The organism is Heyndrickxia sporothermodurans, assembly GCF_003055045.1.
Lineage (GTDB): Bacteria > Bacillota > Bacilli > Bacillales > Bacillaceae_C > Heyndrickxia > Heyndrickxia sporothermodurans.
In genome coordinates this window covers 1-15505 of sequence record NZ_NAZB01000006.1, presented here as the reverse complement: position 1 = coordinate 15505, position 15505 = coordinate 1, and the positions used below count along the sequence as shown (strand labels likewise).

Genomic DNA, 15505 nt, shown 5'->3' with positions numbered 1-15505 from the left:
CTGTAAGTGGTAGCTAGTGCCACCTTTCAATTCTCCTTCATGCGAAGGAAAAAGTTATCCGGTATTAGCCCCGGTTTCCCGGAGTTATCCCAGTCTTACAGGCAGGTTACCCACGTGTTACTCACCCGTCCGCCGCTAATCTGAAAAGGAGCAAGCTCCTATCAGATTCGCTCGACTTGCATGTATTAGGCACGCCGCCAGCGTTCGTCCTGAGCCAGGATCAAACTCTCCAAAAAGATGTTTGAAATAGCTCTAGTTAAAAAATAAATTAATTGACGTTTCGTTTTGTTCAGTTTTCAAAGATCAATTGTTCTTTGCGACTTATTAATATTATCAGACTCAATATTAAGTGTCAAATGTTTTTTCTTTTTCAATATCACTTGTTTCAGCGACATGTATTATAATATCACTATTTCAGAATAATAGTCAACCCTTTTTCTTAAAATAATTTCCTGAATATATCAATAGAAAATAGGAAAATCCGCAAAATGCGGATTTTTAACCTATTATCCACGTTTGAATAATCGTTAAACCTACTACTCCAGGGATTCCTAATAAACCTGATACTGATGTAGTTACAAGATTAATCGGAACGTGAATACCAAATTGTCCACCGAACTGATTTAAAAAGAATAAAAACAATGCACCAATCGCAAGTCTAATAAATATTTGCCCGATAATCCGAAACGGCTTTCCTGTGAATCCCGCTATTAATAAGAGAAGAATTAATCCAGAAATAACCGCAATGATTATTATTGGGTTCATCGTACCACCCCTTACCTTACATTGTACTATCCATTTTATGAACAGATTGTCCAAAAAGAACTACACAATGTAAAATTAGTGTGGTTTACTTTTTTATTCTGATATTTCTAGCTTTCGCCTCACGAAATAAAAAGAAGTATTTCATTTCAGCTATTTTCCTTTGGAAATGAAGTTCTTCATCATATTCAAAGCTCATTTCAACTAAAGATTTTTGTTGAAGCCAGTTTTTCCTAGCTCTTGCCATTAAATCAATTAATTTTTGGTCATATTCATTACGCAATTTTAACTTTCTATTGAACATGTGAATACACCTCGTTTTTCATTATACTTCTCTTCGTCCCTCTAAAGCTTTAGATAAAGTTACTTCATCAGCATATTCTAAATCGCCACCAACCGGTAAGCCGTGGGCGATTCTTGTTATTTTTATACCTGATGGCTTAAGAAGACGGGAAATATACATGGCAGTAGCCTCCCCTTCAATATTAGGGTTTGTTGCTAAAATAACTTCTTGCACAGTTTCATCTTGTAGTCTTTTTAGTAAATCAGGAATATTAATATCTTCAGGTCCTATTCCATCCATCGGTGAAATCGCTCCATGAAGTACATGGTATAACCCATTAAATTCTTTCATTTTTTCCATAGCTATTACGTCTTTCGGGTCTTGAACAACACATATAATACTTCTATCTCGGCGTGGATCCTCACAAATATAACAAGGATCTTGATCAGTGATGTGACCACATACCGTACAATAACTTAAATTTCGTTTCGCATCGACAAGTGCTTTTGCAAAGTCGAGGACAGTATCTTCCTTCATGCTTAGCACAAAAAATGCCAGTCGGGCTGCGGTCTTCGGCCCAATACCTGGCAATTTCATAAAGCTATCCATTAGTTTCGTTATTGGTTCTGGATAATGCATGCTTTTTTCCCCTTAAAAACCTGGAATGTTTAAACCTTTGGTAAACTGTCCCATTGTTTGATTTGTTAGTTCCTCCGCTTTTTTCAATGCATCATTCGTTGCAGCAAGTACTAAATCTTGAAGCATTTCGATATCTTCAGGATCAACTACTTCCTCTTTAATATTTACTTCTACGATTTCTTTATGCCCGGAGACAATTACCGTAACCATACCGCCGCCAGCAGTACCTTCAATACGCTTTTCACCTAATTCCTCTTGAGCCTCCGCCATTTTCTTTTGCATTTTTTGCATTTGTTTCATCATGTTTTGCATATTTCCCATTCCACGCATTATATTTACCCTCCATGTATTAATCCCGACTGATTCGCAAGATTATTATATTTATTATTTAGGATTGAAAGGCGTACCTTTGCAGCTTAATTTGCTTTTTAAAGATAAGATTTCTAATCCTTTATTTCAATTAAATCCATACCAACTAGTTTTTTAGCTTCTGCTATAAATGGGTCTTCCGCTGTTTCATCCTGTTCTTTTGGAGAAGTCTTTTGACTTTGGATAAAACTTTCGCGGATTGAATTCCATTGATCTTCAGGTACTCCGATCATTTGATAACCGATTCCTGTTAATTCTTTCAAAACAGATGTAATCGCTTCTAAAAACTTTTGATTCTCCATCGCCATTTGGCAATGAATTTCATATTTAAATTTTAACACAAAAGCATTAGTTGAAGCAGCAACTGGCTCTGCATCATTTAAAAGTGCGGATTGAGAACGCATTTGACGTTCATTCAGTTGAACAAGCATGTCACCCCATCGACTTTTAATTAAATTTAAATCCTGTTTTGTTGCTACTTTTAATATATCATTTATTCTTCCTGTTTGTGCCCTAAATCCCTTCCCAGTTCGAGAAGCCTTTTTTACAGGCTGCTTATTTACTGATTCTGTTTGCTGAACTCCATTAGTTTTAAGGTCCTGTACTTCTTTTTGCAGTTTTTCAATTTGTTCTACTAATTGATGTACATCAGCATGAGTACCTGATTGATTTTTGATTCGGGTTTCACATAGTTTTATTAATGAAACTTCTAAATAAATTCGAGCAAGGTTTGAGAATTTCATTTCTTGTTGAGTTTTATTTAATATATCAATGTATTCATAAATTTGTTCTGAGGAAATTTGATCAGAAAGCTGACGAAACTCTTCATCAAGCATGACCCTTTCAATCGCTTCCTCAAGTGCTGGGGCTGTCTTATATAGAAGCATATCACGGAAATATAAAATTAAATCTTCAACAAAACGTGTCGCATCTTTTCCTTGATACAATAATTCCTCAAACACATGAAGTGCATCTGCAATATTTTGTTCATAAATAGCCTGCGCTAATTTATTTAAATAAGATTGGGAAATTGACCCGGTTACCGTTAACGCATCATCTACTGTCACTTTCTCTTGACCAAAGGAAACCGCTTGGTCCATCAAGCTTAGTGCATCCCTCATTCCGCCTTCAGCAGCGCGAGCTATGATCGTTAATGCAGACTCTTCAAATTGAATACCAGACTCAGTTGCTATACGTGCCATTCGCCCTGTAATATCTTGAGCAGTGATTCTTTTAAAATCAAAACGTTGACAACGTGAAATAATAGTCAATGGAATTTTGTGCGGTTCAGTTGTTGCCAAAATAAATATAACATGTTTTGGCGGTTCCTCTAAAGTCTTTAAGAGAGCATTAAACGCTCCAATAGAGAGCATATGTACCTCATCAATGATATATACTTTGTACGGAACAACATTCGGTGCAAATTTCACTTTGTCTCTAATATCGCGTATTTCTTCAACACCATTATTAGAAGCTGCATCAATTTCAATAACATCCGGAATTGATCCATTTGTTATTCCCTTACAAGCATCACATTCGTTACAAGGCTCGCTAACTGGTGCCTTTTCACAATTGACAGCTTTAGCCAAAATTTTTGCAGCACTTGTTTTCCCCGTACCTCTTGGACCGGAAAAAAGATACGCATGTGAAGTCTTTTGTTGCAGGAGGGCATTTTGCAATGTTTTTGTTACATGTTCTTGTCCCACAACATCCTCAAAGATTTGCGGACGCCAAACGCGATATAATGCTTGGTAGCTCATTTACCCTCCTCCTTTTTCTTCTTCTCCTGCACTTAATTAGTACAAAAAGCCTTACTTTTCTCATATTATACCTTATCCATCACTAATTTAACATTGTGAAAACGAATAAAATAGTTATTGATTATATGCTTATACTTTAATTCATATTTATGACGGTGTTAAACAAAAAATAAAGAAAAAACCCATCCATTAGGATGAGTTTAATTATGTAGAGTAAACTGCCGTGCACCTTCCCTCGACTAGCTCCCATAAGCGTTACTTAAGCAGTTAGCTCGGCTCAGGCTGCCCTGCGGCACATGGAAGAGTCCACTTAATGCTGCTTCCTTCCGGATCTGACATGGTTCATGGATTTCCATTGCGCAGGACCCAAGCGTCAACACCACTTACTCAAGGCAGGCCCTACAGGATACTAGCCTCAAGAAGGGATTCAGTCTTGCTAGAGCGGATTGCAAGTACAGGGCACCGCTACCTCCCCACCTAGCACGGCAAAATTGATACCAAATATAAATGCGTTTTATCAACGCAAGATAAAGTATACTATTTTTCATAAAAAAAAGCAATGGATTGTAATTGTTAATTAGTGGATTTACTCAAGTTACCTTTTTTCTTTTCGCTTTTCTTTCGCAGGCGTATTTCTTTAAAAAAATTACTTAACATTTCACTACATTCGTTTTCAAGTACACCACTCACAACTTCGCTTTGATGATTAAAACGACAATCATTTAGGAGATTCATTAATGTACCGGCGCAACCAGCCTTTGGATCGCTAGCTCCATAAACAACCCTTTTTATTCTTGACAGAATAATTGCCCCGCTACACATCGGGCACGGTTCCAACGTTACATATAGATCTGCATCTTCTAATCGCCAAGACTCCACTTTGTTGCATGCCTCTTGGATCGCTAATATTTCTGCATGGGTAATTGCATTTTGGGTTGTTTCCCTTAAATTATGCGCAGAGGCAATAACCTCACCATTCAAAACAATCACCGCACCAATCGGTACTTCTTCTTTTTCTTTAGCTTTGATTGCTTCCTTTATAGCTAAATTCATATAATATTCATCATTATTTTTCACATTCAAACCAACCTTTGCATTATTTACTTATTCCTCATTATATATTAGAAAAAAGATTTTAGAAAAAGTGTGTAATTCAACATGACTTTCTAAATAGGATCATAGAATGGTAGTAGAGCCTATCTGTTCGAAGGAGGGTACGTATGCAAATCCATGTAGTAAAACAAAATGAGACATTGGCAGGTATAGCTAGTACCTACCGAGTCCCAAGAGAGGAATTAATAGTCGCTAATGAAATTCCAAACCCTGATGATTTGGTCATTGGGCAAACAATTGTCATTCCAATAGTTGGACGTTTTTACTGGGTGAAACAAGGGGATAGTTTATGGGGAATTGCACAAAAGTTTAATTTGTCTTATACGGAGTTAGCACGAATAAATGGAATATCAGTAAACCATCCTTTACACGTTGGTATGCAATTATATATCCCACCGAAGAAAAAAGTAGATGCTGAATTCAATGCATATATCGAACCTTTTGGTAATAAAGTTTCCCAAGCATTAGAGAACAGTGCGCGAAAAGCTGCACCCTATTTAACGTATTTATCACCATTTGCTTTTCAAGTAAATCGCGATGGATCATTAGTGGCACCACCGCTCGGTAATCTCGCAATTATTGCAAATGCAAATCAAAATATATTAGTGATGGTGATTAACAACCAAGAAAACGGGCAATTTAGTGATGAATTAGGAAGGATCTTATTAAACGATCAAGAAATTCAAAATAACTTCCTGAATAATATCGTAAAAACAGCTAGGCAATATGAATTTCGTGATATTCATATCGACTTTGAATTTTTACGGCCAGCTGACGAGGAAGCATACACTCGGTTTTTAAGAAAAGCAAAGGCGAGATTTAATCAAGAGAATTGGATGCTTTCAGCGGCACTGGCACCAAAAACAAGTGCGACACAAAAGGGACTTTGGTATGAAGCACATAATTACAAAGCAATTGGGGAAATCGTTGATTTTGTTGTTATTATGACATATGAATGGGGCTATAGTGGAGGTCCTCCAATGGCAGTATCTCCTATCAGCCCTGTTCGGGATGTTTTAGAATATGCAATAACAGAAATGCCCTCGAACAAGATTTTAATGGGACAAAATTTATATGGATATGATTGGACACTTCCCTTCACCCCCGGAAAAGATACAGCAAAAGCTATTAGTCCGCAACAAGCAATCCAACTTGCAGCAAAATACAATGTTCCCATTAATTATGATTCGACTGCACAAGCTCCTACCATCGATTATGTAGATGAAAATAACAAAAAACATAAAGTGTGGTTTGAAGATGCTCGCTCTATTCAGGCTAAATTTGATTTGATAAAAGAATTAAAACTTCGTGGAATGAGTTATTGGAAACTTGGACTTTCCTTTCCACAAAACTGGCTCCTCATTGTTGAAAATTTCCATATTGTAAAAAAATAAAACCCACCCCTTTCAAATAAGAAAGGGATTTTTTTCATTTATCTACAAATATTGATCATTTTCTTTTATTTATCCCTCATATAAAAACATGTGATAAAATAGCTATTGGCTTAATTTTAATTTAAATTTCTATTCCATATAAAATGTAAAAAAGAACAGAGTTATATGAATGGTCAACCATGAGGAGGAAAATAAATGGAGAATTTACCGTTTATTACGGTTGAAGGACCAATTGGAATAGGAAAAACCTCTCTAGCGAAAGCAATCTCAGAACATTTTCATTACCATCTTTTAAAGGAAATTGTAGATGAAAATCCGTTTTTGGAAAAGTTCTATCAAAATATAGAAGAGTGGAGCTTTCAATTAGAAATGTTTTTCCTCTGTAATCGCTATAAACAGCTCGAAGACATCAAGAACAATTATCTAAATGCTAATCAACCTGTCGTAGCAGATTATCATATATTTAAAAATCTCATTTTTGCAAAGAGAACACTAAAAGAAGATCAGTATTTTAAGTACTTAAAGATTTATAACATTTTAACAGATGGTATGCCTCAACCAAACATAGTCATTTATATTCATGCGAGTTTAGATACTGTTATGAAACGAATAAGGATGCGGGGGCGGGACTTTGAAAAAAACATAAGTCCCGACTATATTAAACAACTATCCTCTGATTACGAAAAATTTATGGAGGATTTTATGCACACCCATCCTAATATTCCTGTCCTTCAGATCAATGGGGATGACCTAGATTTTGTGAAAAATTCATATGACTTAAATTATATAATTGAAAAAATCACGTTATTATTACAAAAAGGGGTAAAAATCAATGGAACTTCGAAATAAATATTCAATCCCTAAAAATACGGTTATTACAGTTGCAGGAACAGTTGGAGTTGGGAAATCAACGATGACGAATACATTAGCAAATACATTAGGATTTCGTACCTCATTAGAAAAAGTTGATACAAACCCATATTTAGATAAATTTTATCAAGATTTTAAACGTTGGAGCTTCCATCTGCAAATTTACTTTTTGGCTGAACGATTTAAGGAGCAAAAAAGAATGTTTGAATATGGAGGAGGATTCATACAGGACCGTTCCATTTATGAAGATACAGGGATTTTTGCACAAATGCATTATGAAAAAGGAAACATGTCTGAAGTTGATTATCAGACATATACAAGCCTATTTGAGGCAATGATTATGACTCCTTACTTTCCTCACCCTGATTTACTTATTTATCTAGAGGGTTCGATCGAAGATATTTTGGAGCGTATTCAAAAGCGTGGAAGATTAATGGAACAGAATACCCCTGTTGAATATTGGATTGAAATGCATAAACGTTATGAAAACTGGATTAATTCCTTTAATGCATGTCCTGTTTTACGAATCAATATTAAAGACTATGATTTAATGAATGATGGGACAAGCATAGAACCGATCATTGAAAAAATTAGCTTTTTCCTCAAACAAACGAAGGAATTACAAAAGTAAAAAAGATTTTCTAAGCAAAAAAATAGTCGTCAACCAAATTGGTTGACGACTTTCTATTTGCACTCCATTTGTTCATGATAACAAAAAATCCGTTACTAGGTAACGAATTTCATTAAATCTCCAATGATTTATGCGCGTTTTGTTTTATTAATGGCGGAGGAAGAGGGATTCGAACCCCCGCGCGGTTTAACCCGCCTGTCGGTTTTCAAGACCGATCCCTTCAGCCGGACTTGGGTATTCCTCCGTATCGACAAGAAATAATATATCATGGAATAATAACCGTGTCAACATTCATTTAAAACTTTTAAAAGAGGAGGAAAATCCTCCTCTTTATTACTAGCCTTATTTTAAGCTAATTTTATCTACATTACGCATATATGGGCGTAAAACTTCGGGGATAACTACACTGCCGTCCGCCTGTTGGTAATTTTCCAAAATAGCCGCAACAGTTCGGCCAATAGCCAATCCAGAACCATTTAATGTATGGACATGTTCAGGCTTAGCATTGGCATCTCTTCTGAAGCGAATATTTGCTCGACGCGCTTGGAAAGACTCAAAATTACTGCAAGATGAAATTTCCCGATATGTGTTATAGCTTGGTATCCAAACCTCAATATCGTATTTCTTTGCAGCTGTAAACCCTAGATCAGCTGTACACATACTCATCACTCGATATGGCAGACCAAGCAATTGGAGAACCTTCTCAGCATTTCCTGTTAGCTTTTCTAATTCATTATATGAATCTTCCGGCTTTACAAACTTTACCAGCTCCACTTTATTAAATTGATGCTGACGAATTAAGCCCCTCGTATCACGACCGGCAGATCCAGCTTCAGATCGGAAACATGCACTAAATGCAGCATAGTTAAGCGGTAATTGATCATTGTTTAATATTTCATCACGATGTAAATTTGTCACTGGAACTTCAGCAGTTGGAATAAGGAAATAATCCTCGCTATCAATCAAAAAAGCATCCTCTTCAAATTTAGGTAATTGACCTGTACCTGTCATACTTGTACGATTCACCATATAAGGTGGTAAAATTTCTTCATAGCCATGCTCTTCGACATGTAAATCCAACATAAAATTAAATAATGCTCTTTCCAGTCTAGCACCCAAACCTTTGTAAAATACGAACCGGCTGCCCGTTACTTTTGCAGCACGTTCAAAATCCAAAATATTTAAATCAGTAGCTATATCCCAATGTGGTTTTGGTTCAAAGTCGAACTCACGAATCTCTCCCCATTTGCGGATTTCCACATTGTCATCCTCTGTTTCCCCGACAGGCGTACTTTCATGAGGAATATTAGGAATAGACAACAGTAAATGATCTAATTGTTCTTCAACAACTCGTAATTCATCATCGAATTGTTTAATTTGATCCCCAACCGCACGCATTTCTGCAATTAAATCATCCGCGTTTTGTTTTTCTCTTTTTAATTGAGCAATTTTTTGTGTTACTTCATTACGTTTGCTTTTTAGATCCTCCGTCGCAACAATTAGTTCCCTCCTCTTCGTATCAAGTTCCTCAAATTTATCAAAATCTGAAAGATCTTCACCTCTGTGTTGTAGCTTCTCTTTTACTTCATTAAAATTAGCTCGTAAATATTTGATATCAAGCATTTATAACTCCTCCTTATTAAAAAATAAAAAACTCCCGTCCCTAAAAAGGGACGAGAGTTACCCGCGTTGCCACCCAGTTTGAAAGTATAAATACTTTCCACTTAATCGATAACGGTTTTACCCGAAAGTACTTACTAATAAGAAAGACAAAAGCGCCTTAGGCGGCCACCTTACCTTATTTCGTTCAGTACTTTACTCAAGGATGGATTCACAAGCTTCCTTCATCGGTTTACACCAACCACCGACTCTCTAGAGAAGTCAATCTTGTTACTATTTCCTCTCACTGCTTTAGTCAAGATTTTAACAATTAATTTACTACAATTATACCCTATTTGCAACTATTTATTACGTTTTTTATATTCTTTTACCATATTAATAAAGTATTGTGTCAATCGAAGATCATCTGTCAATTCGGGATGAAAAGAGCACCCTAAAATATGTCCATCACGTGCTGCGACGATTCTTCCATTATGCTTTGCGAGAATTTCAACATCCTCACCAACCTCCAAGATGTGCGGAGCACGAATAAACACAGCATTGAAATGATCTGTCACACCCGCAATAGCAAGATCCGCCTCAAAACTATCAACCTGCCTGCCAAATGAATTTCTTTCAACGATAACATCCATAAGACCCAGATGAGGTTGATCATAGCCTTTAATTTCCCTTGCTAACAATATTAGTCCCGCACAAGTCCCGAAAATTGGCTTGTTTTGTTGGCCAAATTCACACAGCTTGTCCATAAAGTCATACTTATCAAGTAAACGGCGCATTGTCGTGCTTTCTCCACCCGGAAGAATTAACCCATCTATCTCATCTAATTGTTCCCTTTTTTTTATTACGACAGCTTCTTCGCCACAGTTTAGAATAGCCTGAACATGCTCTCTAACAGCACCTTGTAGGCCTAATACTCCAACTTTAATCATTCCCAAAACTCCTTACCAACCTCTATCTTGCATACGTGTTTCCGGTGTTAATGTTGAAATTTCTATACCTTTCATAGCAGTTCCAAGATCTTTTGAAAGATTAGCAATTAGTTCATAATCCTGATAATGTGTCGTTGCCTCAACAATTGCCTTAGCAAATTTTTCAGGGTTATCTGATTTGAAAATACCTGATCCAACAAATACACCGTCTGCACCTAATTGCATCATTAATGCTGCATCAGCAGGAGTTGCTACCCCACCTGCAGCAAAATTTACGACAGGTAATTTCCCAAGTTTTTTAATTTCAAGTAATACTTCGTATGGAGCACCTAATAATTTAGCTTCAGTCATAAGCTCATCCTCATTCATGCCTACTACTTTACGAACCTGGGCATTCACCTTTCGAATATGACGAACAGCTTCAACAATATTTCCTGTTCCTGGTTCTCCTTTTGTCCGAAGCATAGAAGTTCCTTCTCCAATACGACGTGCCGCTTCCCCTAAATCTCTACAACCACAAACAAATGGAACAGTGAAATCTTTTTTGTTTAAATGATATTCTTCGTCGGCTGGAGTTAAAACTTCACTCTCATCAATATAATCTACACCCATCGATTCAAGAACACGCGCTTCAACTATATGACCAATTCTAGCCTTCGCCATAACTGGTATACTAACAGCATTCATTACTTCTTCAACAATGCGAGGGTCAGCCATTCTTGCTACTCCTCCAGCTTTACGTATATCAGCAGGAACTCTTTCAAGTGCCATAACTGCAACCGCACCAGCTTGTTCAGCAATTTTTGCCTGTTCAGCGTTAATTACATCCATAATTACGCCGCCTTTTTGCATCTCAGCCATTCCACGTTTAACTCGATCTGTACCAAATTCCACAATCCTCAGCCCCTTACCATAGTTGTAAAATACAAAACATTTTAATTCTTTAAAGCCTATTTTAAATAAACAGCAAAAAGGACACCGTGTCAAGACAGGTGTCCCCAATAAATTTTATTTAATTCTTAAAACCAGCCTTTTACCGTGGAAGTAATCCCACTCCAAACATCAGAAAAAAAACCGCCGACCCCACGCATCATTAGTACAAACCAATTTGCCTTCTCAACTTTATCAGCCGTAACAACATTTACAGTAGCATATTTATGTCCATCCAAATAACCGAAATCATTTTTGCCACTATATTCTGCAGTCAATGTTCCAACCTTTTCACCTTTTTTAACAGGGGCGGTTAGTTCACCCGATTTATTAAGCTTGTCCTTATCAATATTAAAAGAAGGCTTATAAAGCTTTTCTTCACCATTTTTTATAACAACTTCTAATGGATTTTGTGTTTGAATGTTAACTTTCTTTTCCTTCCCTTTTACTACAGGAATTGATTCATGTTTTTTAACTTTATATCCCTTTGGAAAAATTTCTTTAACAGAAAAATTCGCAAAGGCATAATCCATCATCTTTTTCGTCTCGTCGAATCTTGCCTTATAGCCGCCCTTACCTTTTCCATTCGTCGCATTTTGTACAACTGTAATTACACGCATGCCATTTTTTTGAGCAGTACCTGTAAAACAATATCCTGCAAATTTAGTCGTTCCAGTTTTTAGACCATCTACACCACTATCCTTTGTTCCATATACTAGTGTAGGAAGCATCCAGTTCCAATTTTCCATATTAATATCTTCGTCTGGGCCTGCATGGAATTTTGCTTTTGGAATACTAGACGTTTTTAATACCTCTGGAAAATCATTAATTAAATGGGATGCTAATTTTGCGGTTGCTCTAGCAGACATAATGTTTTCATCTGTTGGACCTGATCCTTTTGGTTGCATTCCTTTTAAATCTTTATTATTAAGTCCAGTACTATTAACAAACTTATAATCTTTAAGACCTAATTCCTTCGCCTTTTCATTCATAAGTTTAACAAAGTTAGTTTCAGATCCAGCAATCGTTTCCGCAATTGCAATTGTAGCAGCATTAGCGGAGTACATTGCCATTGCTTGATAAAGGTCCTTAATTTTATATTTCATATCTTTTCTTAATGGTACATTTGATAGATTCGTATCATGTGAGATTTTTTGAACATAGTCACTTGGAGAATATTCTTGATCCCATTTCACTTTTCCTTTTTTAATTGAATCCAAAAGGATATATTCGGTCATCATTTTAGACATTGAGGCGATACCTAGTGCTGTATCTGCATTTTTTGCATATAATACTTTTCCTGTACTAGCTTCTACTAAAATTGCTCCATCCGCGTGTATATCTAATACATCTTCGGCAGCTAAAGCTGTTTTTGGCAATTGTATAATACCAAATATCAATGAAAAAGCCATTATAAAGGCTATTACTTTTTTCAATCTCTTATTCTTCACTAACATGCCCTCCATCAATTTTTAATACACTTTCGTTATTTTATCATAAATTTTTGTATAATAGTAGCTATGTTAAGTATGCTCTTAGTAACAAAAAGTGGCAGGAACTATACTTTAGGTATATGTTCCTGCCATTTTGGTATATATAGGTTCACCAATGCTTATGATAAGGAATAATTTGGTGCTTCCTTTGTTATTTGGATGTCATGTGGATGACTTTCTCGAAGGCCGGCTCCTGTCATCTTGATAAATTGAGCTTCATCACGCAATGCCTGCAAATCTTTTGTTCCACAATATCCCATCCCAGAACGAATTCCTCCTAGTAATTGGAAAATTACATCTGAAAGTGGACCTTTATATGGAAGTCGACCTTCAATGCCTTCGGGAACAAATTTTTTCGCATCTTCCTGAAAATAACGGTCTTTAGAACCCTGTTCCATCGCAGAAACTGATCCCATTCCACGGTATACTTTAAAACGACGGCCTTGGAATATCTCCGTTTCTCCGGGACTTTCAGATGTTCCTGCAAGTAAACTTCCTAACATAACAACATGTCCGCCCGCAGCCAAAGCTTTAACGATATCTCCGGAATATTTTATTCCTCCATCAGCAATAATTGCCTTTCCATGTTTTCTTGCTTCTGTTGCACAATCGTATATAGCTGTAATTTGCGGTACACCTACACCGGCAACTACTCTCGTTGTACAAATAGAACCAGGTCCGATACCAACTTTTACAATATCAGCCCCTGCAAGAATTAGTTCCCTTGTAGCATCTGCAGTTGCCACATTCCCTGCTATAATATTTAAATTAGGATATGCATCTCTAATTTCACGAACTGTATCAGTAACGCCTTTAGAATGGCCGTGTGCTGTGTCAATCACAATCACATCTACATTCGCTTTTACAAGTGCTTCCACACGTTTCATCGTATCTTTTGTAACACCTACAGCAGCACCAACGAGAAGTCTGCCTACATTATCTTTTGCCGAATTTGGAAATTCAATTACCTTTTCAATATCTTTAATTGTAATTAAACCTTTAAGCACACCATTTTCGTCTACTAAAGGAAGTTTTTCTATCTTATGTTTTTGAAGGATTTTCTCCGCTTCGCTTAATGTTGTCCCTACTGGAGCAGTAACTAAATTCTCTTTAGTCATCACATCAGAGATTTGTATGGAAAAGTCCTCAATAAAACGCAAATCGCGATTTGTAAGAATTCCTACTAATTTTAGTTCCTCTTCGTTATTTACAATCGGAACACCTGAAATTCGATATTTCCCCATCAAATGTTCTGCACTGAAAACCTGATGATCAGGGGTTAGAAAAAAGGGATCTGTAATGACTCCACTTTCAGAACGTTTAACTTTATCAACTTGCTCAGCTTGTTGTTCAATGCTCATATTTTTATGGATAATTCCTAATCCACCCTGTCTTGCCATTGAAATAGCCATTTCAGCTTCAGTAACAGTATCCATTCCAGCACTGATAATTGGAATATTTAACTTCAAAGATTTAGTTAGTTCTACTTGTAGATTAACATCCTTTGGTAATACTTCAGATTTAGCTGGAACTAGTAACACGTCATCAAACGTTAAACCTTCTTTAGCAAATTTAGTTTCCCACATTTCTATTCCTCCTGCTCCAAAAATATTATTAGTAGGTTATCAATTGGTTAAACTACTGTCAAGGAAATCACGATATGTCCAACTTTTCTAATAATTCGGAGGTGATTATTTTGCAAGATATTTGGCAAAATCTAACATATTTTCACTCCGCGGAAAACGCCCAAAAGTTTCTGCATCACTGTTACAAGGATTCTCTTTATGATAAAGCTGAAATAAAGAGCTATGAAAATTGTTACCCTTTTATATATTATTTGCAACATGGGGAGATTTACTATAATCAATCCTCAATAGCTCCAATGGCTATTAAACCAGTATTACTTTTTTATGGCCTTATACACTTAATAAAGGCTTGTCTACTTACTGTAGACCCAAATTATCCCGCAACAACCTCCGTATTGGCCCATGGGGTTTCTTCGAGAAAGAGGAAGAAGCAACAGTATCAATTTATTAATGATGAAATAAAGATTCAAAAACTAGGATTGTGTACTCACTTTGCTAAGCAAATGTTTCACGTGGAACGACTGGATGGGGAAAAAATCATAATGAAGAACTTATTAGAGCAAATTCCGGAACTAGACGATTATTTTTTATTTAACCAGCATCAAAATATTTTTGTAGTACATAAACTTGATCAGACCTATAAAATACCAATTTCTATATTAGACAATTATCACTTTACGTTAGACAGTTTTGCGCGATTTATTAAGCAAAAAAATTGTATCGAAATACAAACGATCTATACGGAGGGGAAAAATATTATGATACAAACAAATAATAATTCTCGTCCGTTACTTCCCTTTCGATTTCATTTATTTAAACAGGAGTATTGTTTGCCTTTCAAGCAATCGAAATATATTAATTATCCAGACCTATTGGTGCATTATTTATTGCTATATAACTTAAGTATGATTGCCAGATATGAAACGGAATGGTGGTGTGAGCTTTTAAAAACAACACCGACCAATGACTATTCATTAATAAAATCCTTTTTATCTATATCTGCTCAAAAAACGCCCTATTTAGTTTATCAATATTTAAGAGAACAACGATAATATTCGTTATATGAATATAGACAAAAAAACACAGAGCATACACTCTGTGTTTTTCATTTGCCTGGCAACGTCCT

General features: G+C 36.1%; 15 protein-coding genes, 1 tRNA gene, 1 rRNA gene, 1 other RNA gene and 1 other annotated feature. Of the genes, 4 read left to right on the top strand and 14 right to left on the bottom strand.

Annotated features, from left to right (window positions below):
• The 8 genes from B5V89_RS01060 to tadA form a co-directional block, all read right to left on the bottom strand.
• Positions 1 to 236 (bottom strand): 16S ribosomal RNA (locus B5V89_RS01060); the annotation flags it as partial.
• A gap of 262 nt (positions 237 to 498) precedes the next feature.
• Complete coding sequence (locus B5V89_RS01055) at positions 499 to 765, bottom strand: pro-sigmaK processing inhibitor BofA family protein (RefSeq protein ID WP_066235438.1); 267 nt, start codon at positions 763 to 765, stop codon at positions 499 to 501.
• Positions 766 to 850: 85 nt separating this feature from the next.
• The gene (locus B5V89_RS01050) at positions 851 to 1066 is read right to left on the bottom strand and encodes a YaaL family protein (protein WP_066235436.1); all 216 of its coding nucleotides are present in this window, start codon (positions 1064 to 1066) and stop codon (positions 851 to 853) included.
• Between the two features lie 21 nt (positions 1067 to 1087).
• Positions 1088 to 1684 (bottom strand): recombination mediator RecR, encoded by a 597-nt coding sequence (gene recR, locus B5V89_RS01045; protein WP_108070116.1) that lies wholly within the window; start codon positions 1682 to 1684, stop codon positions 1088 to 1090.
• Between the two features lie 12 nt (positions 1685 to 1696).
• A complete protein-coding gene (locus tag B5V89_RS01040; RefSeq protein WP_108070114.1) occupies positions 1697 to 2014 on the bottom strand; it encodes a YbaB/EbfC family nucleoid-associated protein in 318 nt (105 codons plus the stop codon).
• 113 nt (positions 2015 to 2127) lie between these two features.
• Entirely contained in the window at positions 2128 to 3813 is a 1686-nt protein-coding gene (gene dnaX, locus B5V89_RS01035) for a DNA polymerase III subunit gamma/tau (RefSeq protein WP_108070112.1), read from the bottom strand.
• Between the two features lie 221 nt (positions 3814 to 4034).
• Positions 4035 to 4299, bottom strand: an RNA gene (ffs, locus tag B5V89_RS01030) — signal recognition particle sRNA large type.
• An 87-nt stretch (positions 4300 to 4386) separates the two neighbouring features.
• A complete protein-coding gene (gene tadA, locus B5V89_RS01025) occupies positions 4387 to 4890 on the bottom strand; it encodes a tRNA adenosine(34) deaminase TadA (RefSeq protein ID WP_066235427.1) in 504 nt (167 codons plus the stop codon).
• 143 nt (positions 4891 to 5033) lie between these two features.
• Here tadA and B5V89_RS01020 point away from each other — a divergent pair, with 143 nt between their 5' ends.
• The 3 genes from B5V89_RS01020 to B5V89_RS01010 all read left to right on the top strand — a co-directional run bounded on the left by B5V89_RS01020 (position 5034) and on the right by B5V89_RS01010 (position 7821).
• Positions 5034 to 6320: a glycoside hydrolase family 18 protein gene (locus B5V89_RS01020; RefSeq protein ID WP_066235425.1), complete on the top strand. Its 1287-nt coding sequence runs from the start codon at positions 5034 to 5036 to the stop codon at positions 6318 to 6320.
• Positions 6321 to 6515: 195 nt separating this feature from the next.
• Positions 6516 to 7169, top strand: coding sequence for a deoxynucleoside kinase (locus tag B5V89_RS01015; RefSeq protein ID WP_066235423.1), 654 nt, complete (start codon positions 6516 to 6518; stop codon positions 7167 to 7169).
• The gene (locus B5V89_RS01010) at positions 7153 to 7821 is read left to right on the top strand and encodes a deoxynucleoside kinase (protein ID WP_107921033.1); all 669 of its coding nucleotides are present in this window, start codon (positions 7153 to 7155) and stop codon (positions 7819 to 7821) included. The genes B5V89_RS01015 and B5V89_RS01010 overlap by 17 nt, the downstream gene beginning before the upstream one ends.
• Positions 7822 to 7972: 151 nt before the next feature.
• On the opposite strand, the gene B5V89_RS01005 is transcribed toward B5V89_RS01010, so the two are convergent.
• From B5V89_RS01005 to guaB, 6 genes are all read right to left on the bottom strand, one after another.
• Positions 7973 to 8065: transfer RNA gene (locus tag B5V89_RS01005), tRNA-Ser, on the bottom strand.
• A gap of 98 nt (positions 8066 to 8163) precedes the next feature.
• Positions 8164 to 9444, bottom strand: coding sequence for a serine--tRNA ligase (gene serS, locus B5V89_RS01000; protein WP_108070110.1), 1281 nt, complete (start codon positions 9442 to 9444; stop codon positions 8164 to 8166).
• 43 nt (positions 9445 to 9487) lie between these two features.
• Positions 9488 to 9737: a binding site (T-box leader), on the bottom strand.
• A gap of 45 nt (positions 9738 to 9782) precedes the next feature.
• Positions 9783 to 10370, bottom strand: coding sequence for a pyridoxal 5'-phosphate synthase glutaminase subunit PdxT (gene pdxT, locus B5V89_RS00995; RefSeq protein WP_108070108.1), 588 nt, complete (start codon positions 10368 to 10370; stop codon positions 9783 to 9785).
• 12 nt (positions 10371 to 10382) lie between these two features.
• Positions 10383 to 11264, bottom strand: coding sequence for a pyridoxal 5'-phosphate synthase lyase subunit PdxS (pdxS, locus tag B5V89_RS00990; RefSeq protein ID WP_066235416.1), 882 nt, complete (start codon positions 11262 to 11264; stop codon positions 10383 to 10385).
• A 125-nt stretch (positions 11265 to 11389) separates the two neighbouring features.
• Positions 11390 to 12757, bottom strand: coding sequence for a serine hydrolase (locus B5V89_RS00985; RefSeq protein ID WP_280523947.1), 1368 nt, complete (start codon positions 12755 to 12757; stop codon positions 11390 to 11392).
• A 155-nt stretch (positions 12758 to 12912) separates the two neighbouring features.
• Positions 12913 to 14379 carry an IMP dehydrogenase gene (gene guaB / locus B5V89_RS00980; protein WP_108070104.1) on the bottom strand — a complete coding sequence of 489 codons (1467 nt, stop codon included), beginning with the start codon at positions 14377 to 14379 and terminating at the stop codon, positions 12913 to 12915.
• A 101-nt stretch (positions 14380 to 14480) separates the two neighbouring features.
• Here guaB and B5V89_RS00975 point away from each other — a divergent pair, with 101 nt between their 5' ends.
• Positions 14481 to 15431, top strand: coding sequence for a YaaC family protein (locus tag B5V89_RS00975; protein WP_425319815.1), 951 nt, complete (start codon positions 14481 to 14483; stop codon positions 15429 to 15431).
• The last annotated feature ends 74 nt before the right edge of the window (positions 15432 to 15505 follow it).

Bases quoted from the DNA above. Each gene is read 5' to 3' on its own strand.
- B5V89_RS01010 (WP_107921033.1), top strand. From the start codon at position 7,153: ATGGAACTTCGAAATAAATATTCAATCCCTAAAAATACGGTTATTACA.
- B5V89_RS01050 (WP_066235436.1), bottom strand. From the start codon at position 1,066: ATGTTCAATAGAAAGTTAAAATTGCGTAATGAATATGACCAAAAATTA.
- recR (WP_108070116.1), bottom strand. From the start codon at position 1,684: ATGCATTATCCAGAACCAATAACGAAACTAATGGATAGCTTTATGAAA.
- B5V89_RS00985 (WP_280523947.1), bottom strand. From the start codon at position 12,757: ATGTTAGTGAAGAATAAGAGATTGAAAAAAGTAATAGCCTTTATAATG.
- B5V89_RS01040 (WP_108070114.1), bottom strand. From the start codon at position 2,014: ATGCGTGGAATGGGAAATATGCAAAACATGATGAAACAAATGCAAAAA.
- B5V89_RS01015 (WP_066235423.1), top strand. From the start codon at position 6,516: ATGGAGAATTTACCGTTTATTACGGTTGAAGGACCAATTGGAATAGGA.
- B5V89_RS01020 (WP_066235425.1), top strand. From the start codon at position 5,034: ATGCAAATCCATGTAGTAAAACAAAATGAGACATTGGCAGGTATAGCT.
- dnaX (WP_108070112.1), bottom strand. From the start codon at position 3,813: ATGAGCTACCAAGCATTATATCGCGTTTGGCGTCCGCAAATCTTTGAG.
- B5V89_RS01055 (WP_066235438.1), bottom strand. From the start codon at position 765: ATGAACCCAATAATAATCATTGCGGTTATTTCTGGATTAATTCTTCTC.
- serS (WP_108070110.1), bottom strand. From the start codon at position 9,444: ATGCTTGATATCAAATATTTACGAGCTAATTTTAATGAAGTAAAAGAG.
- guaB (WP_108070104.1), bottom strand. From the start codon at position 14,379: ATGTGGGAAACTAAATTTGCTAAAGAAGGTTTAACGTTTGATGACGTG.
- pdxT (WP_108070108.1), bottom strand. From the start codon at position 10,370: ATGATTAAAGTTGGAGTATTAGGCCTACAAGGTGCTGTTAGAGAGCAT.